Consider the following 21,972-nt stretch of genomic DNA (forward strand, 5'->3'; position numbering starts at 1 on the left):
TTTCTCTGCTTCTCGCGGTGGAGGGATTCAGCCGGCGGTGGAACGGAGGAGCTCGTGGACGGTGGTGCCCAGGCCGACGGTGTGCGCCGACCCGCGCGTGAGGCCGGCCCGGGCGATGACGGCGTCCAGCTCCGCCGCGGTGCGCAGGCCCGAGCCGTGGCAGACCAGGCCGATCAGGTCTTCCTCGCCGTCGTGCTCGTCGAGGTCGTCGGTGTCGAAGACGTCCTCGATCAGCAGCACCCGTCCGCCGGGGACGAGGTTCTCCGCCGCCCGGCGTAGTGCGTGAGCGGCGTCGGCGTCGGGCAGCGTCTTGAAGGCGCGGCTGACGAGCACGGCGTCGGCTGCCGGGCTGGGCTCGAAGACGGACTGCTCCAGTACGCTGACCCGCGCGCGTTGCCGCTCGTCGGGAATCGTGGCGGGCAGGTCGCGGCGCAGCCAGTCGGCCTGGGCGGGCAGGGCGCAGATCGTCACGCGCAGGCTCGGGTGGGCGGCGACGTACTCACGGGCATGGGCGCCGGCACCACCGGAGTGGATCACCAGGTGCTCTACTCCGGCGAGCAGGCCGGACGTGGCGATCGGTTCGGCCAGCGCGGGCTGGAACTTCGCCAGGCGCTCCAGGTGGCGGTCCTCGTAGTCCTGCTCGGTTCGCACGTCGGCGAACGTCTGGCCGGTGACCGAGGCGTAGGCGGGCCGGCCGGTGCGTACCGACTCCGTGAGGCCGTGGATCCCGAGCAGCTCGCGGCCGACCACCCCGGCGGAGTGGAGCCGGTCGGCGATGAAGTCGAGGGTGAGGACGTCGCCGACCGGCGTCAGGGCGTAGCGGGAGGGTTCGGTCTCGGTCACCACGTCCAGGGTGTGCAGGTAACGCAGCAGCTTGCCCAGAGCGCGCTCGTCGGCGCCGGTCTTGGCGGCCAGCTCGGTCACGCCGGTCACGCCGCGGGAGACCAGATCGGGAACGCCCAGCTCGACGGCGGTGCGGATCGCGATCGGCGCGACGAGCTCGGTCAGGTCGTGGAGCCTCTGGAACGGGGTGATCGTCCTGTCCGGGTCGGGTACCGCGCCGTCGGTCTCCAGGGCGACGACCGCGGAGCGACGCCAGTAGCCGGTGAAGTCGACGTCGTCCTTGGGCATGCCACGGTCCTCGACCAGGTGCCGGCGGATGTCCCGGACGGCCGTGTGCTCGCCGGCCAGCCACGCGAACGCCTGGCCCGGCCACCACTCCGCACCGCGGACGGCCTCGGTGAGCGGCGACACGGTCCCGGCCGGCACGGCGGAGCGGACCAGCCACGTCACGTCCACCCCGGGCGGCTCGGACAGCTCCTGGCGGTGGGCGTCCTCGGCGATCTCGATGAACACCTGCGCCCGGGCTCCGGGCGGGAGCTCGTTGAGCAGGCGGTCGATCGCGGGGAGCGCGGTGTCGTCGCCCGCCACGAGCCACCAGCCGGCGTCGGCGGGGAACGCCTTGGACGTGCTGGGGCCGCTGAGGTGGATGCGGTCACCCGGCCGGGTGCGGTACGCCCACGTCGTTCCCGCGCCCACCCCGTGCTTGACGAAGTCCACGTCCAGTTCGCCGGCCTCGGAGTCCCACCGGCGGACCGTGTAGGTCCTCGACAGGGGCCGAGGATCCCGGGGCACGATCAGCTTGGCCTCGCTCTGGACCGGGAGGACCGGATCACTCTGCCCCGGGTAGGGGAAGTAGAGCGCCAGGCTGTCGTCGAAGCCCGAGGACGCGAAGGCCGGCCGGGCGAAGCCGTCCGCGGTGGTGAACGCGCGCAACTGTTCGCCGCTCAGCGTGATCCGCCGCATCCCCGGGGTGATGTCGATGATCCGGGCCACCTCGACCTCACGCAGGGTCGGCGGGTGCACGGTGAGCTGCCGCGAGGTCTTGGGCATACGGGAACCGAACTTTCCGATCGTTTCGAGGACGGAAGCCGCGCACCGGCATAGGCAGGGCGTGCACTGGTAAGGTTAGGTAAACCTTACCTACAATGGTGTGCGCAGACTGCCGTCTGGTTAGGACGTGATGGTGCCCTCATCGTTCGCCGCAGGCGCCGGCGACCCACCGCCCATTCCAGGCGCGCGGCTGGGCTCGGCGGACTCGCCCGTCCGGCCGCTGCTGCTCTGGGTCCGCACCGGTACGGCGCACGTGCGCCTCGACGACGGCCCGGCGCTCCACCTTGAAGCCGGCGAAGGCGCCTGGATCCCCGCGGACGGCTGGGCGGAGCGGGCGATCACCACCGAGCCGGGCACCGTCGCCTTCCCGCTGTGCCCCCACGTCGGCGTCGGCGCCCGGGGGTTGTCGGAACTGACGCGGTTCGACGTTCCGAGCGGCTGGCAGACCTGGCTGATCCAGCTGTTCAACCTGCAGGTCACCCCGTTCAGCGGCCTCGGATACTCCCCACAGGCGATCAAGGAGCTCCTCCGGCGATCTGGCCCGCGCTCACCGGCGCCCGTCGAGGCCGGGCGGAATCCGGGCCCGGAGGGATTCGCCTCGCCGGCGATGCCGCGAGCCCGCGGCGCCAGAGCGGTCGCCGAGGAACTGACCGGCGACCCCGCGCTCGACCTCACGGTCGAGCAATGGGCGTCGCGGGTGCTCTCCAGCGCACGCACCCTTCGCCGTGACTTCCTCGCCGACACCGGCCTCACGTTCGAGCAGTGGCGGCTGCTCCGCCGCCTCGGCGCCGCCGTGGAGTTCCTCGCCGCCGGTCACGATGTGGACCAGGTGGCCGCCCGCGTGGGCTTCGCCAGCCGCAACGGCCTCACCCGGGCCTTCAAGGGACGGTTCGGACTGACCCCCCACGAGTTCGGCCGGGAACTCTGTGCCCGGCCCGGCGCCGACGGGCTGACACAAGGGGCGGCGGCACGGCAGACCGACGACCTGGTCCGGATGATGCGCAAGACGGGCACTCCCGCCGCGCCCGACATGCTGCCCGCGGCCAGCACGCCGCCGCACACCAACGACATCCACGTCCTCAGCTGGATCTACCAGGGCAGCGGATACCTGGACATCGGCGACCAACGCTACGAGCGGGAGCGCGGAGTGGCCACCTGGATCCCCGCGGAAGTCGACCATGTCACCGGCCTCCGCGAGAACTCCGTCTCCCTGCCGCTGGGCGACGCGAGCACCGGCGACCTCCAGCTGACGGCGCCGCTCCAGGTACGGTTCTCACCCGCGTGGGACGACTACCTGATGTTCTGCTCGATCAGCGCCCGGTCCGGACTGCGTCCCGACGACCACGACTCCCGCCACATCCTCGGCCTGTTCGCCGAACAGGTCGCCGCGCAGCGAGCGCTGTCGGTGCCGATGCCCACCGATCCGCGCGCGCGTGCCGTCGCGATGGAGTGCCTGCGCCGTATCGGCGAGCCCGGCGGGACGCGTGACGTCGACGTCCCCGCCGACATCCACCGCGCCTTCCGCGACGAGACGGGCATGACACTGGGCCGCTGGCGCTACGCCGCCCGCATGCGCATCGCCCGTGACCTGCTCGCCGGCGGAGCCCCGCCCAGCACCGTCGCCCGCCGCACCGGCTACGCCCACCTGCCCACGTTCAGCGCCGCCTTCTCCCGCTTCCACGGGCTGTCGCCACGCGACTACCAGAACCAGTAGCCACCGTGCCCGCCCCGCGCGGCGACCTCGGAACCACCCCGGGCAGGCGGCCCGACAGCCACCCGGGCAGGCAGCCCTACAGCCACCCGGGCAGGCGGCCTGACACCCAACCCTGGGTGAGCGGCCTGACAGCCGGACAGCCGCCACCGAACCGCGTGCTGGGCAGCCTGACAGCTTGCCCAGAGGTGGGCTCCTTGACAGCCCGCCGGGACCCGGCGGCGGGTGCTGGGTAGTTCGGTGGCGGAGGCCGGCTTGGCGGGCTGGGGTGCCTGCCGGGGTGGGGGTGGGTAACCTCCCGGCATTCGCGTGCCAAGGTTCCATCGAGGCATCGGGAGGGGCCGAAAGACCTGCGACGATAGCCGTTTCATCATCGCCGGATGGCGGATATCGGTCTTGGACATGTCCCTGCCCGATCTGGTCTTATGTGATGCGAAATTTCGGGGAACGGGGGGCACGGGGTGGGGAAGCGGGCTGGTCGGAGCGTCGCGCAGCTGGCGGGGGTGGGGCTGGCGGCCGGGGTCGTCGCGGCGGGGATTGGGGCGCTGCCCGTCGGGGGCGCGGGTATGGCGATCATGGCGGCTACCGGCGAGCTGCAACCGGTCGAGCTCAAGGAGCCGCCGCTGGCGGAGAAGTCCACGCTTCTGGACGCCGCCGGCAAGCCCATCGCCCAGTTCTACGAGGTCTATCGCGAGATCGTCCCCCTGACCGACGTGGCCGAGACGATGAAGACGGCGATCATCGCGATCGAGGACTTCCGCTTCTACGAGCACGGCCCGATCGACTTCCAGGGCATGGCCAGGGCACTGGCCAAGAACCTGTCGGCGGGCGGCGTCAGCGAGGGCGGCTCCACGATCACCCAGCAGTACGTCAAGCAGGTGCTCCTGACCCAGGCCCGGACCAAGGAGGAGAAGGCCAAGGCCCTGGAGACCAGTTACGCCCGCAAACTCAACGAGCTCCGCTACGCCATGTCCGTGGAGCAGAAGTACACCAAAGACCAGATCCTCGAGAAATATCTGAACATCGCGTACTTCGGCGCCGGTGCCAACGGTGTCGAAGCCGCCGCCAAACGCTTCTTCGGCGTCCCGGCGGCCAAGCTCACGCTCGGGCAGGCGGCCACGCTGGCGGGAGCCGTACAGTCGCCCAGCAACACCGACCCCTCGGTCGGCAAGGCCCACCGCGCGCGGCTGCTGGAGCGCAGGAACGTCGTCCTGGACCGGATGGCCGGCCTCGGCAGGATCTCCAAGGAGGACGCGGACGCCGCCAAGGCCAAGAAGCTCGGCTACAAGGGCGTGCCGCTGCCCGGCGGCTGTGAGTCCAGCCCATATGCCTATTTCTGCCTGTACGCGCGCAACGAGATCCTCAACGACCCGTCCTTCGGCAAGACCAGGACCGCGCGCAAGCACTTCCTGGAGCGCGGCGGGCTGACGATCCGCACCACGCTCGACCGCCGCATGCAGGCCGCGGCCGACCGCGCGATCAAGAAGCGGGTGTACGCCACCGACAACCCCGTGGCCGCCGAGGCGCTCGTCCAGCCGGGCACGGGCAAGATCAAGGCGATGGCGGCCAGCCGCGAGTACGGCAGCGGCAAGAACCAGATGTCCTACAACCTGGTGGCCGACGTCGCCCACGGCGGCGGGACCGGCTTCCAGCCCGGCTCGACATACAAGACGTTCACGCTGGTCACGGCACTGCAGCAGGGCATGCGGGTCAACGACGGGATGACCGTCGGAGCCGGTTACCGCGCGCCCGGCTACTCCACGTTCAAGAACTGCAAGGGCGGCAACGTCGGCGACCCCACGCACACCGTCACCAACGACGAGGGCTCCGGCGGGTACAAGACGCTGCAGACCGGGACCTGGGGCTCGGTCAACACGTTCTTCCTGGAGCTGGAGCAGCGGGTCGGGCTCTGCGAGACGGTCAAGACGGCCAAGGCGCTCGGCAGCAAGCGGGCCGACGGCAAGCCGCTGGGCGAGTACCAGACGTTCACGCTCGGGATCAACGAGAGCGACCCGGTGACGGTGGCCGCCTCCTACGCGGCACTGGGCGCGCGGGGCAAATACTGCGCGCCGATGGCCATCACCGCGATCACCGACCGCGACGGCAAGAAGACCACCTACGAGCCGGAATGCCGCCAGGCGATCGACCCCGAGGTGGCCGACGCGACCGCGCACGTGCTGTCGGGGGTGTTCACCAAGGGCACGATGCGCGGTGTGGGCGGCATCGGACGTCCGGCCGCGGGCAAGACGGGGACGACCGACGACTACGCGGCCGCCTGGTTCGCCGGGTTCACCCCTGATCTGGCGGCCGCGGTCAGCATCGGCGATCTGCGCGGCGCGCAGCGCTACAAGCTGACCGGCGTCACGATCGGCGGCCGGTACTACGGCCTGGTGGCCGGAGCCACGATCTCCGGGCCGATCTGGCAGGAGACGATGATGGCGGCGCTCAAGGGGGTGCCCCAGACGCCGTTCACGCCGCTCAACACCGCCCGCTTCGGCGGCGGCGAGCCGCCACCCAGCGAAGAAGAGGCGCCACTCAGCGAAGAAGAGCCGTCGGATGAGGAAGAGCCGTATGACGAGGGACCGCTGCCCGGCGAGGACGAGCCTCAGCGCTGAGCCAGCTCCCCCAGCCTGAGCAGCGACCGCCGGGCCAGGAAAACGGTCGCCGCGTGCACCACCGGCCAGCCCGGCAGCGCCCACCGGGGTACCTCGATCCGCTCGGCCCACACCACCCGGCACCACCGCGGGCCGAGCGGGCGTACCCGGAAGGCGCCTTCCCCGCGCACGATCGCCCCGGTGTGCTCCACCCGCACCCGGTGTGGCGGCTCCCACTCGGTGATCGTCATCGTGTCGAGGAAGCCGAACGGCCTGATCCCGGTGTAAGCCTCGATCATGTCCGGCCCGGCCTGCCGGGCGTCGGTCATGAACATCCACTCGTGGTGGCGGGGCCAGTCGGTGATGAGGGCGAAGACGTCCTCGGCCGGTGCGTCCAGCTCGACGGCCACGGCGGCGTACCTGAGGCTCATCGACCCAGCCTACGGTGGAGGGATGCAAGGAGATCACCCCGGCGCCCGGCAGCCCGGCCTCAAGGGCTTCCTCGGCTTCGGCCTGCTGGGCGTGGGCGTGCTCTGGGACTGTCTGGCCGGGGTCTACCAGCCGGTGTGGCCGGCCTGGGCGGGGCTGGCGCTCACGCTCGGCCTGTACGCGCTGCTGATCCTGGCCCCGCTGCCGGTCGCCGCCGCCCGCTGGGTGGTGGGGGCGATGGCGGCGGTGGTGACGGGCATGGCGCTCGTCTACGCGAACGGCTGGTTTTACTTGTTCCCGTTGCTCGCGCTGGCCTGCGCTCTGGTGCTTCAGGACCGGGCCGTACGGCTCGCGCTCGGCGCACTGGCGGCCTTGACCGCGTTCGCGGTGTGGCGCGGCGGCGAGGGAATCGGGCCGATCATGGGCTTCGCCTGGGGGTCGTTCAGCACGGGCGTGGTGATGGCGGCGTTCCTGCGGCTGCACGTCGTGATCGCCGAACTGAACCGCACCCGGGAACGGCTGGCCGAGGCGGCGGTGGCGGAGGAACGGCTGCGCTTCTCCCGGGATCTGCACGACCTGCTCGGCCACACGCTCTCGGTGATCGTGGTGAAGGCGGAGGCGGTGCGGCGGCTGGCCGTACGCGATCCCGAGCAGGCGGCGCGGCAGGCGTCCGACATCGAGTCGGTGGGCCGGCAGGCGCTGACCGAGGTACGCGAGGCGGTGACCGGCTACCGTGAGGTCAGTCTGGCGGCGGAGCTGGAACGCGTCCGCGAGGCGCTGGAGGCGGCGGGCGTGGAGGTGGTCGTGCGCCGCGACGGCGCGCCGCGCTCCGCGCAGGCCGAGGCGCTGCTGTCGTGGGTGGCCCGCGAGGCGGCCACGAACATCCTGCGCCACAGCACGGCCGCCCACGCGGTCTTCGAGGTGGCCGGCGCCGCGCTCACGGTCCGCGACGACGGCGCGCCCAAGCACGCGGACCGGCCACCGGGCGGCGGCCTGCGCGGCCTGTCAGAACGCCTGGCCAGGGCCGGGGGCAGCGTCGAGGCCGGTCCGCTGCCCGGCGGCGGCTACGAGGTGCGGGCGAGCCTGCCCGTCACGACTGCAGATAGCTGAGTACGGCCAGCACACGCCGGCTGTAGCCGGTGGTGTGGGAGAGGCCGAGCTTGTCGAAGACGGCGTTGACGTGCTTTTCCACCGCGCTCTGCGAGACGTGCAGCGCCTGGGCGATCGAGGCGTTGGTCAGCCCCTGTGCCATGTGCTCCAGCACCTGACGCTCGCGCGCGGTCAGGCGGGAGAGCGGGTCGGTGTGGCTGGTGCGGGCCAGAAGCTGGCGGACCACCTCCGGGTCGAAGGCGGCGCCGCCCTCCCCCACCCGCTCCAGCGCGTCGAGGAAGTCGGCCACCTGCGCGACCCGGTCCTTCAGCAGGTAGCCGACGCCGTCGACGCTGCCGGTCATGAGCTCGGTGGCGTACTTCTTCTCCACGTACTGCGACAGGACCAGCACCTTGACCGATGGCCAGCGGCTCCGGATCTCCAGCGCCGCGCGCAGGCCCTCGTCGGTGTGGGTGGGCGGCATGCGCACGTCCACGACGACGATCTCCGGCTCGTGCGCCTCGACGGCCTCGATGAGCGCCTGCCCGTCGCCGACGGCCGCGGGCACCTCGTGGCCTTCCTCGTGCAGCAGCCGTACGAGGCCTTCGCGCAGCAGCGTGGAGTCCTCGGCCAGGATCACCCGCATGGCAGCTCCGCGGTGATCACGGTGGGCCCGCCGGCCGGGCTGTCCACGAGGAGCCTGCCGTCGATCGCGGCCACGCGCCGCGCGAGCCCGGACAGTCCCCCGCCCGTGGGTACGGCTCCGCCGCACCCGTCGTCTTCGACACGCACGACGACCATTGTCCCGTCCTGCCGGATCTCGACGCTCACCCCGGTGGCCGCGGCGTGCTTGGCGGCGTTCGTCACCGTTTCCGAGACCACGAAGTAGGCGGCGGTCTCCACGGCCATCGGCGGGCGCAGGGCCAGGTCGCAGCGGATGTGCACCGGGACGCTCGAGCGTTCGGCGACGCCGGCCAGCGCGTCGGCCAGGCCGAGGGTGTCCAGCCCGCTGGGGTAGACGCGCCAGGCGACCTCGCGCAGTTCGGCCAGCGCCCGCTGCGCGTCCTCGTGCGCCTGGGCCAGCAGTTCGGTCTTCCCGCCGCGGCGGGCGCGGCCGATGAGCATGGAGAGCGCGACCAGGCGTTGCTGCAGCCCGTCGTGCAGGTCGCGCTCGATCCTGCGCCGCTCGGCGTCGACGGCGGCCACGATGCCCGCCCTGGTCTCGGCGAGCTGCTCGATGCGCCGGATGAGCGCGGCGGTGGGGTCGGGGGCGAGCATTCTGCGGGCCAGGCGGCGCTCGACCACGCGTACGCCCACAAGTCCTGAAATGTCGAGGAAAAGCATGACGATCCCGATGAGGCCGAGGTAGAGCACCAGCGGGATCGTGGGCAGCAGCCCGCTGTACGGCTCGCCACGCAGCCACGCCGAACCCCCGCGGATCCCGGTCGCGATTCCGAGTTCCAGCAGCGACAGCACGAGGCCGCCGAGCAGACCGAGCGGCACCCGCGCCGCCAGATAGGCCATGGCCCGCCCGGCGTCGGCGATCTCGTCCACCGGCACCCGCAGCCGCCGCGCCTCGGCCCGCGCGAGCCACAGCGCCGCCCGGTCCAGCGCGGTGGGCGAGGTGGCCCCGCGCACCGTCCGGAAGGCGCGGACCGGCGCGCCGACGATCAGGAAGACGAGCCCGGCCACCGCGGTGAGGGCGCCGAGCGCGATCTCCCAGAGCAGGCGCAGCGCGTCAGCGACGCGCCCCATGCTTGCCCTTCCGCCGCTCGCTGAGCCGCATGCCGATGAAGATCAGCACGGCGAGCACCGCGAGGCCGAGCACCACCTTGCTCCCGATCCCCACGTACGCCTCGACCAGGTGCCAGCTCTCCCCCAGGTAGTAGCCGGCGAGCACGAAGATGGAGTTCCAGATCGCGCTGCCTGCCAGCGTGAGCAGGGTGAAGGTAGGCAGCGGCATCCGCTCCACACCGGCCGGGACCGAGATGAGACTGCGGAAGATCGGGATCATCCGCCCGAAGAAGACCGTCTTCTTCCCGTGCTTCTGGAACCAGGCCTCAGTCTTCTCGATGTCGGAGATCTTCACCAGCGGCAGCTTGCCCGCCAGGCGCAGCGTGCGTTCGCGGCCCAGCATGGCGCCCACCCAGTACAGCGCCAGTGCCCCCACCACCGAGCCCAGCGTCGTCCACACCAGTGCGTCGATGAGATCCATCTCACCACGGCTGGCGGTGAAACCGGACAGCGGCAGGATCACCTCACTTGGCAGCGGTGGAAAAAGGTTCTCCAGCGCGATCGCGAGGCCCGCCCCTGGCGCGCCCAGGGTCTCCATGAGGTCAACCACCCAGTCCGTCATGTCATGAAGGCTAGGCAAGATCCGGGCAAAGCGAGAATGAGGCCTACTCCCGAATCGTGGTGGGGTAAACCACAGGTCCATGTACCGTACACTGTACGGCTGTGACTTCCTTGGTACGGCATGCCGTCGTCTTCGAGCCCGGCGATCCACCACGAGCAGGGACGATGGCCTTCCTCGTCCCCGACGGCGAGGACGGCGTCACCGTGGCCGAGCAGGATGGCGGCGCGGTGCGTACCCGCCGGGTTCCGGTGCGCAGAATTCCCGTCTCGGAAGCGGTCGCCGTGCTCGCCAGGGCCAGGACCGACCACGAGGCGCACCCGGCCGCCCGCTTCTGGGGCGCCGCGGCGCTGGTGGCGCTCCAGTTGGTGACCAGGGGGCGGATCCTGCCCGGGGTGTCGGCCGGCGACCATGACGCGTGGCGGGCGGGGCCGTTCGACGCCGCCGACGTGGCCAGGATCAGGGAACTGGCCGACGCCATGCCCGCCGCGGCGCGAGCCGTACCGCTGGAGGAAGGTCCTGACGGGCCGGTGCTGCCCGACGCGGAGAGCCACGTGCGGGCCTTCCTCGACGCGGTCGCCGACGCGATGCCGCGCTCGCCCGGCGCGGTGCGCGCGACGGGAACCTCCGCGTTCGCGGCGATGCGCCCGGTGAAGGTGCCGCAGTTGCGCCCGTGGGCGGAGGAGGTCGCCGCGGGTCTCGACTCCGGGGTACGGCTGTCGCTGCGCCTGGAGTGCGACGACCCGGCCGGATCGGAGTTCCGCGCCGTGGTCCAGCTCCACAGCCTGGCCGACCCTTCACTCGTGGTCGACGCGGCCGGCCTGTGGGCCGGCGAGGACCCCGGCTTCGGCGCCCGCGCCAGGATCGAGACGATCATCGCGGTGCGCCGCGCCGCCAAGGCCTGGACCCCACTGGAACGACTGCTGGAGAGCGCCGTCCCCGACGAGCTCGTCCTGACCGACGGCGACGTCGAAGAACTGCTGGCCGGGGCGTCCACCCGGCTGACCGGCGCCGGTGTGGACGTGCACTGGCCCAGGTCGATGGTGCGCGGGCTCAGCGCCCGCGCCGTGCTCGGCGAGAACGAGCAGGCTCCCTCCGACCTGCCGTCCTATCTGGGCGGAGCCCATCTGACCAGCTTCAACTGGCAGCTCGCGCTGGGCGGGCAGCGGCTGACGGCGGCCGAGATGGACCAGCTCGCCGAGGCGCACCGCCCGGTCGTCCGCCTGCGCGACCAATGGGTGCTCATCGACCCCGACGTCGCGCTCAAGGCCCGCCAGCGCGAGCTCAAGCCGCTGAGCGGCATCGACGCCCTGGGCGCCGCGCTGACCGGCACGGTGGAGGTCGACGGCGAGCAGGTCGAGGTCGAGCCGAGCGCCTGGCTGCTGGAGCTGCGCGACCGGCTGGCCGAACCCGAGGAGATCGGCGTGCCGTCCGGGCTGGCCGCGACGCTGCGCGACTACCAGCTACGCGGCCTGCGCTGGCTGGCCAGGATGACCTCGCTGGGCCTGGGCGCGTGCCTGGCCGACGACATGGGCCTGGGCAAGACGATCACGCTGATCGCTCTCCACCTGCACCGGGGCGGCGGTCCCACGCTGGTGGTCTGCCCGGCCTCGTTGCTGGGGAACTGGGAGCGGGAGATCACCCGGTTCGCGCCGGGGGTACAGGTGCGCCGCTATCACGGGACGAATCGCGATTTGTCCGACGAAGGCTTTGTTCTCACGACTTACGGGACGATGCGGTTGGATGCCGAGAAGCTGGCCGCCCATCCGTGGGACCTTCTCGTCGCCGACGAGGCCCAGCACGTCAAGAACCCCGCCTCCGGCACCGCCAAGGCACTGCGCGACATCCCCGCCGCGGCCCGCGTCGCGCTGACCGGCACGCCGGTCGAGAACAACCTGTCCGAGCTGTGGGCGATCCTCGACTGGACCACGCCGGGCCTGCTGGGCTCGCTGGCCCGCTTCCGCGCCCGCTGGGCGAAGCCGGTCGAGTCCGGCGACTCCGTGGCGGCCGAACGGCTGGCCAGGCTGGTCGGGCCGTTCCTGCTGCGGCGCCGTAAGTCCGATCCCGGCATCGCGCCCGAACTGCCACCCAAGACCGAAACCGACCGGCCCGTGCCGCTCACCACCGAGCAGGCCGCGCTCTACGAGGCGGTCGTGCGCGAGATCATGGCGCAGATCGAGTCCGCCGAGGGCATGGCCAGGCGCGGGCTGATCGTCAAGCTCCTGACCGGGCTCAAGCAGATCTGCAACCACCCCGCCCAATACCTGCACGAGGCGGCGCCCCAGCTCACCGGCCGCTCGGGCAAGCTGGAACTCCTCGACGAACTGCTCGACACCATCACCGCCGAGGACGGCGCCGTGCTGGTCTTCACCCAGTACGTGGCCATGGCCAGGCTGCTGGAGAAGCACCTGGCCGGACGGGGCGTCGCCACCCAGCTCCTGCACGGCGGCACCCCGGTGCCCAAACGCGAGGAGATGGTCCGGCGCTTCCAGGACGGCGAGGTCCCGGTCTTCCTGCTGTCACTCAAGGCCGCCGGAACCGGGCTCAACCTCACCCGCGCCGACCACGTCATCCACTTCGACCGCTGGTGGAACCCGGCCGTGGAGGACCAGGCCACCGACCGCGCCTACCGCATCGGCCAGACCCGTCCCGTGCAGGTCCACCGGCTGATCACCGAAGGCACCATCGAGGACCGCATCGCCGAGATGCTCGCCGCCAAGCGCTCGCTGGCCGAGGCCGTGCTGGCCGGCGGCGAGGCCGCCCTCACCGAACTCACCGACGCCGAACTCGCGACCCTGGTGGAGCTGAGATGACCGCCGTCAAGGGATTCCCCGCCTTCCCGCCGCAACGCGCCGGGGCCCGCTTCGCCACCTCCTGGTGGGGCCTGGCATGGGTCAAGGCCATGGAGGACACCTCCCTGGACCACACCCTCCTGCGCAAGGGCCGCGCCTACGCCAAGACCGGGCAGGTCGGGCCCATCGCCGTCTCGCCCGGACGGCTGGCGGCCACGACCGAGGGCGAGTACGACACCGTCGTACGCGTCGCCCAGCTCACCGACGCCGAATGGGAACGCTTCCTCGACCAGGTGGCCGCCCAGTCCGGGCACATCGCCGCGCTCCTGGACGGGGAGGTGCCGCACGCCCTGGTCGAAGCGGCGGAAGACGCCGCCGTCCCGCTGTTGCCGACGGTCGGCGACCTGGAGCCCGAGTGCGACTGCCCCGACTGGGGGCATCCGTGCAAGCACGCGGCCGCCTTGTGCTACCAGACGTCCTGGCTGCTGGACGGGGACCCGTTCATGCTGCTTCTGCTGCGCGGGCGGGGCCGTACCGAACTGCTGGAGGCCCTTCAGCTGCGTGACGCCCCCACACCCGCCCCGACGGGTGTTTCGGCGGCGGCGGCGTTCTCGCTCGGCGTCCCGCCGCTGCCCGCGCCGCCGCCCGCCGCGGTGGAGTACGTCCCGCTGGAGCTGGAGGCGGCCGCGGGCGTGGACGTCGCGGCCCTGAAGGTCCTGGCCGCCTCGGCGTCGGCGCGGGCGCGCGAGCTGCTGTCGGGCGGCAGCCCCGTCGTCCTCACCGAGCGCCAGGACCGCGTACGGCTGGCCGCCGAGCACGACCTGGACATCGGCGACGCGCCCGCGGTCCTCGCCTGGCAGTACGGCGGGCCGGCCGGCCTGGAGGTGCTGGAACACGCCTGGACCCCCGGCAGGCAGGAACTGGCCAGGGCCGAGGCCGCCTGGCAGCGCGAGGAACTGCCGCCCGTGCAGGCCGCCCGCAACCGCTGGACGCTGGGCTCGCTGCAGTTGCGCCTGGGCAAGGACGGCCGCTGGTATCCGTTCACGCTGCGCGAGGGCGAATGGTGGCCCTCCGGAGCACCGGAACGCGACCCCGCGGCGCTCGCCTACTGATGAGCGGCATCCGGATCGGGCTGCTCGGGCCGACAACCCTGTCCGGGACCGCCACCCTGCCGGGACGGCCCCGGACGCTGCTGGCCCGGCTGGCGCTCGACGCCGGTCGCCAGGTGGCCGTCGACGCGCTGACGGAGGCGGTGTGGCCGGGCAGGCTGCCGGAGCATCCCGTGCGGGCGCTGCAGTCGCTGGTGTGGCGGTTGCGCGGCGCGCTGCCGGACACTCTGGAGTCCGGGCAGGGCTGGTACCGGTTGAACGTCGAGGCGTCCTCGGTGGACGCGCACCTGTTCGAGCGGCTCGCCCTCGAAGGCGGCCGGGCGCTGCGGGAGGGCCGGGCGCGTACCTCGGAGAGCCTCCTCGGTGAGGGGCTCGCGCTGTGGCGGGGCGACGCGCTCGCCGACGTGGCCGACTCCCCGTTCGTCGCCGCGGCGGCCCGGCGGCTGCGGGAGGCCCGGCTGACGGCGACGGAGGACTGGATCGAGGCCGGGCTCGTGGCAGGGGCGGAGCCGTCGCGGCTGGTGGCATTACTGGAGGAGCACACGGCCACGTACCCGGTGCGCGAGCGTGCTCACGGGCTGCTGATGCGGGCGCTGCGCGCGGATCAGCGGCCGAGCGAGGCGCTGGCCGCCTACGAGCGCTTCCGCGTACGGCTCGCCGACGAGCTCGGCGCCGACCCCGGCCCCGAGCTGGCGGCGATCCACACGGCGTTGCTGCGGGGCTCGTCCGGCCCCGCGCAGGTGCGGGCGCGCGGCAACCTGCGGGAGCCGCTGACCACGATCGTGGGGCGGGAGGAGGACCGGCGCCGGGTGGGTGAACGGCTGGCGGGCGCCCGGCTGGTCACGCTGGCCGGTCCCGGAGGGGTGGGAAAGTCGCGGCTGGCCGCCGCCGTGGCAGGGGATCTCAGGACGGACTTTCCCGGCGGCGTGTGGTGGGCGGATCTGGGAGCCGTGGCCGGTGACGACGACGTGCCCGCGGCGGTGGCGACCGCCGCCGGGCTGCGCGAGTCACTGCCGCCCGGCCAGGCCCGCGACGTGATCGCGCGCCTGGCCGAGGCGTTCGCCGGCCCGCCCGCGCTGATCGTGCTGGACGGATGTGAGCACGTGGTCGAGGGCGCCGCCGGGCTGGCGGGTGAGCTGCTCGGGCACTGTCCCCGGCTGACGATTCTGGCGACCAGCCGGGAACGGCTCGGCCTGGCCGGGGAGGCGCGGTGGCCGGTGCGTCCCCTGCCCGTTTCCGGGCCGGGCGAGGACGCGGCGGCCGGCCCCGCCGTACGGTTGTTCGCCGAGCGGGCCGCGGAGGCCGACCCCGACTTCACGCTGTCGCCCGGGAACCTGACCGCGGTCGCCGGCATCTGCCGGGACCTGGACGGGCTGCCACTGGCGATCGAACTGGCCGCCGCCCGGTTGCGGTACGCGAGCCTGGAACAGCTGGCAGCCCGCCTGGGCGACCGCTTCGGGGTGCTGGTCGGCGGCAGCCGTACCGGCTCGCCCCGGCACCGCACGCTACGCGCGGTCGTCGACTGGAGCTGGAACCTCCTCGACGAGCCCCAGCGCCGGCACGCGGCCAGGCTCGCGGTGTTCGCCGGGACGTTCTCCGAACAAAGCGCGGCGCGGCTGGGGGTTCCATGGGAGATGCTGAGCGGGCTGGCCGACCGCTCGCTGATCGGCGCGCACGCCGGCCGCTACCGGATGCTCGACACGATCCGCGCCTATGGCCGCGAACGCCTGGACGAGCGCGGCGAGCTGAAGACGGCACAGGACGAGCACGCCGCCTGCTTCCTGGACCTGGCGGAACGCGCCGCCCCGCACATCCGCGGCCCCGGACAGCGCCGGTGGACGGCGGACCTGGCCGCCGACCGGGACAATCTGCTGGTGGCCTTCCACCACGCCCGCGAACACGGCGACGCCGCCACCGCGCTCCGCCTGGCGCTGGCACTGGAGGCGTTCTGGGCCGGCCACGACGACCACGCCCAGACCGCCACGCGCCTGCGCGCCGCCCTGCTGGTGCCGGGCCCGGCGCCCGAGGGCGCGCGAGCGGCCGCCACGGCCTGGTGCCTGTTCCACGCCCACCTGTGCGAACAACCCGCCAGAGCCGCGGACCTCCCCCCGGCTCCGCCCCCGGCCGGCCGGGTGGAGGACACGATCATCCACGCGCTGAGGACCGGCGACCTGTCCGCCCTCGTGCGCGGGCAACCGCATCCCGATCCGTGGATGCGCGGCAGGCTCTCGGTGGTGGAGGCCATGCTGCACGACCGCGCCGGCGACGCCCCCGCGATGCGCCACCACCTGGCCGCGGCGGCGCGAGCCTTCCGCGAGGCCGGAGGCGGCTGGGAGGCGGCCATGGCCCTGGCCTACCTCGCCGCCGAGCACACCGGCGCCGGCGACCACCAGGCGGCCGACGCCGCCCGTACCCAGGCTCTCGCCCTGGCCCACGACCTGAACATCACCGATCAGGTACGGCAGGCGTGGGCGGAAGCCGTTTGAGAGCGATCTGAGAGCGCCACCCGGCAAGGTCGGGTCCATGACGATTGACGACGAGAACGCGATCAAGGACCTCGCACGCCGGCAGCTGGCCGCCTGGGCCGACGGCGACGGTCAGGCCTTCGCCGACACCTTCACCCACGACGCCGACTTCATCGCGGCCAACGGCGAACTGATCCAGACCCGGGAGGCGCTCGCGCTCAGCATGCAGGAGGGCTTCGACGGCTTCATGAAGGGCACCCGGATGTCCGAGGCCCAGCACACCCACATCCGCTTCCCCGCTCCCGGCACCGCCGTCATGATCACGGTCGGCAACTGCGTCCTGCGCGACGGCGCCACCCAGTGCAGGACCGAGGATCTGTCCCAGCAGACCCTCGTGGCCGTGCGGACGGACGAGGGCTGGCTGTTCACCAGCTTCCACAACAGCCGTATTCGACCACACCTCTAATCGCTCAGCCAGGACTCCAGAGAGTCGGCCTCCTGGAGTTCGGCGGCGACGCGGGCCTGCTCCTCCGGCGTCAGCGGGACCGCCTTCAGGTCAATGACCAGGGCGTCGACCCTGTCGCGCTCGTCCAGGGCGATGGCCAGCTCGATCATCGTGGCCAGGGCCAGCGCGCGGTCCACGGCCGGGGCGTCGTCGGCGTGCCGGCGCAGAGCGGAGGTCAGGGCGCGGAACGCGGCACGGTCGTCGTTCTTGAACTCCCGCAGGATGCGCGCGTTGTCGATCGCCTTGGCCAGGCGGGGCAGGTTCTTGTCGCCGCCGTACTCCAGCTCCATGGGCTCGTCGCGCTGGATGAAGATGATCGAGTTGCCCGACGGGTCGATGAGCGTGAAGCGGGTGGCGCCTTTGCGGTAGCGGGTGATGCGCGGCCGTCCCGACGCCAGCACCTTGCCGTAGGCGCCGCGCATCGCGGCGCTGAAATGTGCGTGGTACGGCGCCACCGCGTCGACCATCACGAGGCAGCCGCCGCCGTCCTCGTTGGCCGGGTCCATGCCCTGGGGCGGCCTGCCGAAGTGGAGCTCGACGTTGCTCCACCGCAGTGCCAGGTACAGGTACGGCTTGGTCATCTTGTGGGTGACCTCGAACCCGAGCGCCTGGTAGAACTCCAGCGTCTCGTCGAGGGACACGCACGGCAGGACCGGGACGGTGGTCTCGTTCTGGGGCATCGTTGGAGTCACGTGGCGAGGGTAGAACGGATCACGAAATTTCGCCTATGGACCGTTCCAAAGCGGCAAGTAGGATGCCTGCGTGTCCTATGAGATCTTGACCGTGGCGCTCGCCCAGACCTCCTCGGTACCCGGCGACGTGGCCGCCAATGCCGGTGCCGCCGCCCTCGCGATCAAGGACGCCGCCGCGTCCGGTGCGAGTCTGGTCATGTTTCCCGAGCTCTCTCTTATTGGCTATGACCTGGATCTTCTCCGCGATCCTGGTGCTTGGGTGAGTGAGGACGACCCTCGGCTGGATGTCGTGCGCGGGGCCGTACGGGATGGTGGGCTGACGGCGGTTGCCGGTGCCGCCTACCGGCACCCCGACGGGACGGCGTGGCTCGCGTCGCTGGCGTTCTCTGCCGACGGGCAGGTGCGCGTGCACGGGAAGTGCCATCTGCACGGGCGTGAGCGGGAGCTGTTCCGGGCCGCCGGGCCGGGGGCGCCGCTCGACGTGGACGGGTGGCGGGTCGCACTGGCCATCTGCTACGACGCCGGTGTGCCCGGCCATGCCGAGGACGCGGCCCGGCGGGGTGCGGAGGTTTATGCGGGTTCGGCGCTGTACACCCTGGAGGAGACGCGCCGGATCGATCTGCATTTCGGGGCGCGGGCGATGGACCATCGGATGTTCGCCGTGGTGGCCAATCACGCCGGGAGCGGGCCGGGGTGGGTGTCGTGCGGGGGCAGCGGCGCCTGGCATCCGGACGGAACCCGGCTCACCCAGGCCGCGACCGGTCCCGGGGTGTTCACGGCGGTGCTGTCGCGGGCCGAGATGGCGGGACTGCGGGAGAAGGACGCCCGTGCGGGGTACCCGCGTGCGGCGGGCTGATTACGGCGGTGCCGGTGCCGTTTGCCCCTGGCGGCGAACCCGCGCGCCCGTGCGCGTTGACGGCCCTGGTCGCCATCCGGACTCGCCACCCGCGCGAACTCCTTGCGCGCCCCCTGCCAGACCCGCCTCAGCAGTGCCCTGCACGTTCATGGTCAGCGTGCTTCCGCTAAACCAAAACCGTATGCAACGCTTCGGCTTCCGACTATCGGGCCTCGAATAAACTGCGCGGCATGGACGTGTTCGACGGCATCCTCGCCGCGTGGCAGCGGGAGCGGCCGGATCTGGATCTTTCGCCCATCGGGGTGTTCGGGCGGCTCGCCGGGGTGACGCGGCGGATCGAGGCGGCGGTCGAGGAGGTGTTCGCGCGGCACGGGCTGAGGCAGGGCGAGTTCGACGTGCTGGCGGCGCTTCGGCGATCCGGCCCGCCGTACACGCTGATCCCGTCGGAACTGGCGGCGGTCCTGATGATGTCGCGCGCCGGCATGACGAACCGCCTCGACCGTCTGGAGGCCGCGGGCTTCGTCGAGCGCGCCCTCGACACCGCCGACCGGCGCAGCTTCCGCATCACGCTCACCGAGGAGGGCCGCCGCGTCATCGACGAAACCCTCACCGAACACGCCGCCACCCTGGCCCGCCTGGCCACCACCCTCTCCCCCGAAGACACCGCCACCCTCGACCGCATCACCCGCACCATGCTCACCAACCTGGACCACTGACCCGCCCCGGCCCTCGAGCCGCCACTGCCTCTGACCTGCCGCCCCATGACTACGCCGGGCGACCCGTAGCGGGCCGTGGTGCGACCCCGCGGCGCAAGCTGTAGCGGGCCAAGCAGGTGTGTTGGCCTGCCTACCTGGCCACGCAACGTGCATAGCCGCACAACCGCAGCGTGGCAAGGCAACCTTCTGCCCCGCGCCTCGGGTCGGCCGAGCGGCGATTCAGACCTCAGGCCACCGCCATACAAAAGGCCCGTACTCCCGGGATGTGCCGAACGGGTGCGTCCGGCTCGCAGGATGAGGAGGCGATTCGCCACCTCGACGGCCCTCAGCTCCCGAACATGTCCCCAGCCGCCAGGTAGCTGATCTACAGGTCGTCGGGGGCTAGCCCGAAGAGGGTCGGGAAAGTGCTGGGCCTGATCGGGATACGACGACTGCCCAGACGATCACACACCTTGGCTGATTGTTCCGGAGAAGGCTCATTGTCAGGTTGCCAGCGCGTCCTCGACGATCCACTGGATCCCATGCGGGATGAGAAAGTCGAGGAAGGCGGTCGGGTGGTATGCCTGGGCGGGTGCGAGTACTCCCGGCTTGGCAGGTTCGGCGATGAGAAGGCGGGCGCTTTCGACGGCGATCACCGCGGTAATGCCGTAGGTGTCGGGGCCCCGGACGATGCCGCGGGCGCGGCGGCCGTCGGTACTGGTGGCGTCGAGCACGTAGGTGAAGTGCTGGGTGCGTCGGCTGTCCTCATCGGGTCCTTCCGGCAGGCTTTGGATGATCTCTGGGGTGAGCGGGGTGTTCAGCTGGGCGCCCAACGCCGCCTCGGTCAGCCCCTGGACATGCCGGACGCGGATGTGACGGGGGATGGTCACTACCTCCGACACGGGGAAGGCCATCACCGGGGTCGCCTCCGACTGTCCGGGCAGCGTGATCGCGGTGTGGCGGGCGGGCATGCCGGGGCGCCAGTCGCCGTCGTGGTAGGTCATGCCTCCCGCCTTGATGGCGTCGGTCGTTTCGACCAGCGAACGCAACGAGCCGCGTGACATGCCGCCGCCGACGACCACGTGGGTGGTGACAATCTCTTCGACCGATTCAAGGCGGTCGGCCAGGATGTGGGCCATGAGGTCGACCGGGACGCAGCCGCCGTTGGTGGCGGGTACGACGGTGACCCCGGCGTTCTCCGCCTCCGTGGCGAAGGTGTCGAAGATCTTCTTGACGTAGAGCTGCTCGCCTGAGGTGTCGACGTAGTGACAGCCGGCGGCGATCGCGGCGCGGACCACGGCCTCACCTGAGGAGGTGAAGGGTCCGGCGCAGTTGATGACGCCGGCGCAGTCGTGGAACGCGCGCACCAGCGCCTCATGGTCGCTGGTGTCGGCCACGCGTCGTTCCGCGTCGGGGAGACCGACCGCCGCGGCGGCCTCCTCCAGGCGCGCGAGATCACGTCCGGCCAGGACCGTCTCGATGTCACGTCGTGCCAGTTCGGCGAGCACCAGCTTTCCCTGGTATCCACTCGCGCCATAGACGGCGATCTTCATGTCATCTCCTCACGATGGGAGCTGCGCGGTTGCTTAGCCCACAAGCACGTTAAGGCGCAGATGCAAGACGATTGAATGCGTGATTCACTTTTGAATTTGCGCCATCGTCTTCACAGAGGCCGTCGTTTCTTACACTGGCCGCGTGGATGTTCTGTCTGATGTGGTGAGTGCGGCGCGTACCGGTCGACCCCACTCGGGCCGGGTGACCAGGTCCGCTCCCTTCGCCCTGCGGTCTCCGGCGATGCCGTCCGCCGGGTTCCACATCGTTCTCCAGGGAACGTGCTGGCTTCTCCCAGCGCAGGGTGAGCCGATCGCGCTCGGGCCGGGCGACGTGGCGTTCCTGCCGCGCGGATCCGCACACGGTCTGGCCGACGACCCGTCCACCCCTGTAGGCGAACCGCCCACAACACTCACCGGAGTCCAAGACGGCCACGAGGACCACCCCTCAGCCAACCGGCCGCCCACGGTGGTCATGCTCTGCGGCGCCTACCTCTTGGACGGATCCGGGCCACATCCACTCCTGAACGACCTGCCCGAGGTCATCCACCTGCCGACGCGGGTAGGGCGCCACAGCGAACTCCGCGCCGCGATCGAACTCCTCGGCGTGGAACTGGACAACGACGCCCGCCCAGGCTCCGACACCATCCTGCTCACCCTGCTGGATCTTCTCCTGCTCTACATCCTGCGCGCGTGGTTCGAACAACAGCGCGTCTCCGGCCACTCCGCCACCGGCTGGGCCGCGGCCCTGCACGACCCCGCCGTCGCCGCCGCCCTCCGCGCCATCCACGAAGACCCCAGCCGGCCATGGACCGTCGAGGAGTTGGGCGCGCAGGCCCGTCTGTCCCGCGCCGCCTTCGCCCGGCGGTTCACCCATCTGGTCGGCCAGCCACCGCTCACCTACCTGACATGGTGGCGGATGACCACCGCCGCCCGGCTCCTGCGCGCCTCCGACGCCCCCGTCAACACGATCGCCCAGCAGGTCGGCTACAGCTCGCAGTACACCTTCACCCATGCCTTCAAACGCCAGTACGGGTCACCGCCCGGCAGTTACCGGCACCACGCCGGCTGAAGCGCAACAACCGCGTAGGGATCTTCAAGGTTTGGCGGCCTATGACACGCTGGTTGCTCAAGTTCTGCGCCCCACCTCGCCTCCCCACGGCCAGAGCCCGTGCAGGGCAGGCATGTCGGGATTAGAAGATTTGACGACACCCTCTGATCGAGCTCCGCAAGCCCTTC

At 71.7% G+C, this 21,972-nt stretch carries 17 protein-coding genes; 10 read left to right on the forward strand and 7 right to left on the reverse strand.

Going from position 1 to position 21,972, the window contains the following annotated elements; translation table 11 throughout:
• Positions 1 to 27: 27 nt before the first annotated feature.
• A complete protein-coding gene (locus ACIBKY_RS38785; protein WP_397104882.1) occupies positions 28 to 1,893 on the reverse strand; it encodes an SIP domain-containing protein in 1,866 nt (621 codons plus the stop codon).
• Between the two features lie 130 nt (positions 1,894 to 2,023).
• Between ACIBKY_RS38785 and ACIBKY_RS38790 the strand changes: the two genes are divergently transcribed.
• Both ACIBKY_RS38790 and ACIBKY_RS38795 read left to right on the forward strand, forming a co-directional pair.
• Positions 2,024 to 3,607 carry a helix-turn-helix domain-containing protein gene (locus tag ACIBKY_RS38790; RefSeq protein WP_397104929.1) on the forward strand — a complete coding sequence of 528 codons (1,584 nt, stop codon included), beginning with the start codon at positions 2,024 to 2,026 and terminating at the stop codon, positions 3,605 to 3,607.
• Positions 3,608 to 4,065: 458 nt separating this feature from the next.
• The gene (locus ACIBKY_RS38795; protein ID WP_397104884.1) at positions 4,066 to 6,219 is read left to right on the forward strand and encodes a transglycosylase domain-containing protein; all 2,154 of its coding nucleotides are present in this window, start codon (positions 4,066 to 4,068) and stop codon (positions 6,217 to 6,219) included.
• On the opposite strand, the gene ACIBKY_RS38800 is transcribed toward ACIBKY_RS38795, so the two are convergent.
• Complete coding sequence (locus ACIBKY_RS38800; RefSeq protein ID WP_397104886.1) at positions 6,210 to 6,629, reverse strand: SRPBCC family protein; 420 nt, start codon at positions 6,627 to 6,629, stop codon at positions 6,210 to 6,212. The genes ACIBKY_RS38795 and ACIBKY_RS38800 overlap by 10 nt on opposite strands.
• Before the next feature lie 22 nt (positions 6,630 to 6,651).
• Between ACIBKY_RS38800 and ACIBKY_RS38805 the strand changes: the two genes are divergently transcribed.
• The gene (locus ACIBKY_RS38805; RefSeq protein ID WP_397104888.1) at positions 6,652 to 7,737 is read left to right on the forward strand and encodes a sensor histidine kinase; all 1,086 of its coding nucleotides are present in this window, start codon (positions 6,652 to 6,654) and stop codon (positions 7,735 to 7,737) included.
• Here ACIBKY_RS38805 and ACIBKY_RS38810 read toward each other — a convergent pair.
• Genes ACIBKY_RS38810 through ACIBKY_RS38820 form a run of 3 tightly spaced genes read right to left on the reverse strand, consistent with a single transcriptional unit; the run spans position 7,718 to position 10,072 of the window.
• Positions 7,718 to 8,362 (reverse strand): response regulator, encoded by a 645-nt coding sequence (locus ACIBKY_RS38810; RefSeq protein WP_397104890.1) that lies wholly within the window; start codon positions 8,360 to 8,362, stop codon positions 7,718 to 7,720. The two genes, ACIBKY_RS38805 and ACIBKY_RS38810, sit on opposite strands and share 20 nt — an antisense overlap.
• The gene (locus ACIBKY_RS38815) at positions 8,353 to 9,471 is read right to left on the reverse strand and encodes a sensor histidine kinase (protein ID WP_397104892.1); all 1,119 of its coding nucleotides are present in this window, start codon (positions 9,469 to 9,471) and stop codon (positions 8,353 to 8,355) included. Before ACIBKY_RS38815 ends, ACIBKY_RS38810 begins: the two co-directional genes overlap by 10 nt.
• Complete coding sequence (locus ACIBKY_RS38820; RefSeq protein WP_397104894.1) at positions 9,455 to 10,072, reverse strand: DedA family protein; 618 nt, start codon at positions 10,070 to 10,072, stop codon at positions 9,455 to 9,457. The genes ACIBKY_RS38815 and ACIBKY_RS38820 overlap by 17 nt, the downstream gene beginning before the upstream one ends.
• Before the next feature lie 101 nt (positions 10,073 to 10,173).
• Between ACIBKY_RS38820 and ACIBKY_RS38825 the strand changes: the two genes are divergently transcribed.
• From ACIBKY_RS38825 to ACIBKY_RS38840, 4 genes are read left to right on the forward strand one after another with little or no spacing between them, the layout of a single operon-like run.
• The gene (locus ACIBKY_RS38825) at positions 10,174 to 12,882 is read left to right on the forward strand and encodes a DEAD/DEAH box helicase (RefSeq protein ID WP_397104896.1); all 2,709 of its coding nucleotides are present in this window, start codon (positions 10,174 to 10,176) and stop codon (positions 12,880 to 12,882) included.
• Positions 12,879 to 13,973: an SWIM zinc finger family protein gene (locus tag ACIBKY_RS38830; RefSeq protein WP_397104898.1), complete on the forward strand. Its 1,095-nt coding sequence runs from the start codon at positions 12,879 to 12,881 to the stop codon at positions 13,971 to 13,973. The genes ACIBKY_RS38825 and ACIBKY_RS38830 overlap by 4 nt, the downstream gene beginning before the upstream one ends.
• Positions 13,973 to 16,456 carry a BTAD domain-containing putative transcriptional regulator gene (locus ACIBKY_RS38835; protein WP_397104900.1) on the forward strand — a complete coding sequence of 828 codons (2,484 nt, stop codon included), beginning with the start codon at positions 13,973 to 13,975 and terminating at the stop codon, positions 16,454 to 16,456. Before ACIBKY_RS38830 ends, ACIBKY_RS38835 begins: the two co-directional genes overlap by 1 nt.
• A gap of 37 nt (positions 16,457 to 16,493) precedes the next feature.
• The gene (locus ACIBKY_RS38840) at positions 16,494 to 16,901 is read left to right on the forward strand and encodes an SgcJ/EcaC family oxidoreductase (RefSeq protein ID WP_397104902.1); all 408 of its coding nucleotides are present in this window, start codon (positions 16,494 to 16,496) and stop codon (positions 16,899 to 16,901) included.
• On the opposite strand, the gene ACIBKY_RS38845 is transcribed toward ACIBKY_RS38840, so the two are convergent.
• Positions 16,898 to 17,620 carry a glyoxalase gene (locus ACIBKY_RS38845; RefSeq protein WP_397104931.1) on the reverse strand — a complete coding sequence of 241 codons (723 nt, stop codon included), beginning with the start codon at positions 17,618 to 17,620 and terminating at the stop codon, positions 16,898 to 16,900. The two genes, ACIBKY_RS38840 and ACIBKY_RS38845, sit on opposite strands and share 4 nt — an antisense overlap.
• Before the next feature lie 82 nt (positions 17,621 to 17,702).
• Here ACIBKY_RS38845 and ACIBKY_RS38850 point away from each other — a divergent pair, with 82 nt between their 5' ends.
• Together ACIBKY_RS38850 and ACIBKY_RS38855 are read left to right on the forward strand one after the other, a co-directional pair.
• Positions 17,703 to 18,488, forward strand: coding sequence for a carbon-nitrogen hydrolase family protein (locus ACIBKY_RS38850; RefSeq protein ID WP_397104904.1), 786 nt, complete (start codon positions 17,703 to 17,705; stop codon positions 18,486 to 18,488).
• 230 nt (positions 18,489 to 18,718) lie between these two features.
• On the forward strand, positions 18,719 to 19,204 hold the full coding sequence (locus ACIBKY_RS38855; protein ID WP_397104906.1) for a MarR family winged helix-turn-helix transcriptional regulator: 486 nt from the start codon (positions 18,719 to 18,721) through the stop codon (positions 19,202 to 19,204).
• A 482-nt stretch (positions 19,205 to 19,686) separates the two neighbouring features.
• Here the strand turns inward: ACIBKY_RS38855 and ACIBKY_RS38860 are convergent, their stop codons facing one another.
• Complete coding sequence (locus tag ACIBKY_RS38860) at positions 19,687 to 20,736, reverse strand: saccharopine dehydrogenase family protein (RefSeq protein ID WP_397104907.1); 1,050 nt, start codon at positions 20,734 to 20,736, stop codon at positions 19,687 to 19,689.
• Positions 20,737 to 20,878: 142 nt separating this feature from the next.
• Between ACIBKY_RS38860 and ACIBKY_RS38865 the strand changes: the two genes are divergently transcribed.
• Positions 20,879 to 21,805, forward strand: coding sequence for an AraC family transcriptional regulator (locus ACIBKY_RS38865; protein ID WP_397104909.1), 927 nt, complete (start codon positions 20,879 to 20,881; stop codon positions 21,803 to 21,805).
• The last annotated feature ends 167 nt before the right edge of the window (positions 21,806 to 21,972 follow it).

The sequence above is a fragment of the Nonomuraea sp. NPDC050394 genome (assembly GCF_044459065.1).
Lineage (GTDB): Bacteria > Actinomycetota > Actinomycetes > Streptosporangiales > Streptosporangiaceae > Nonomuraea.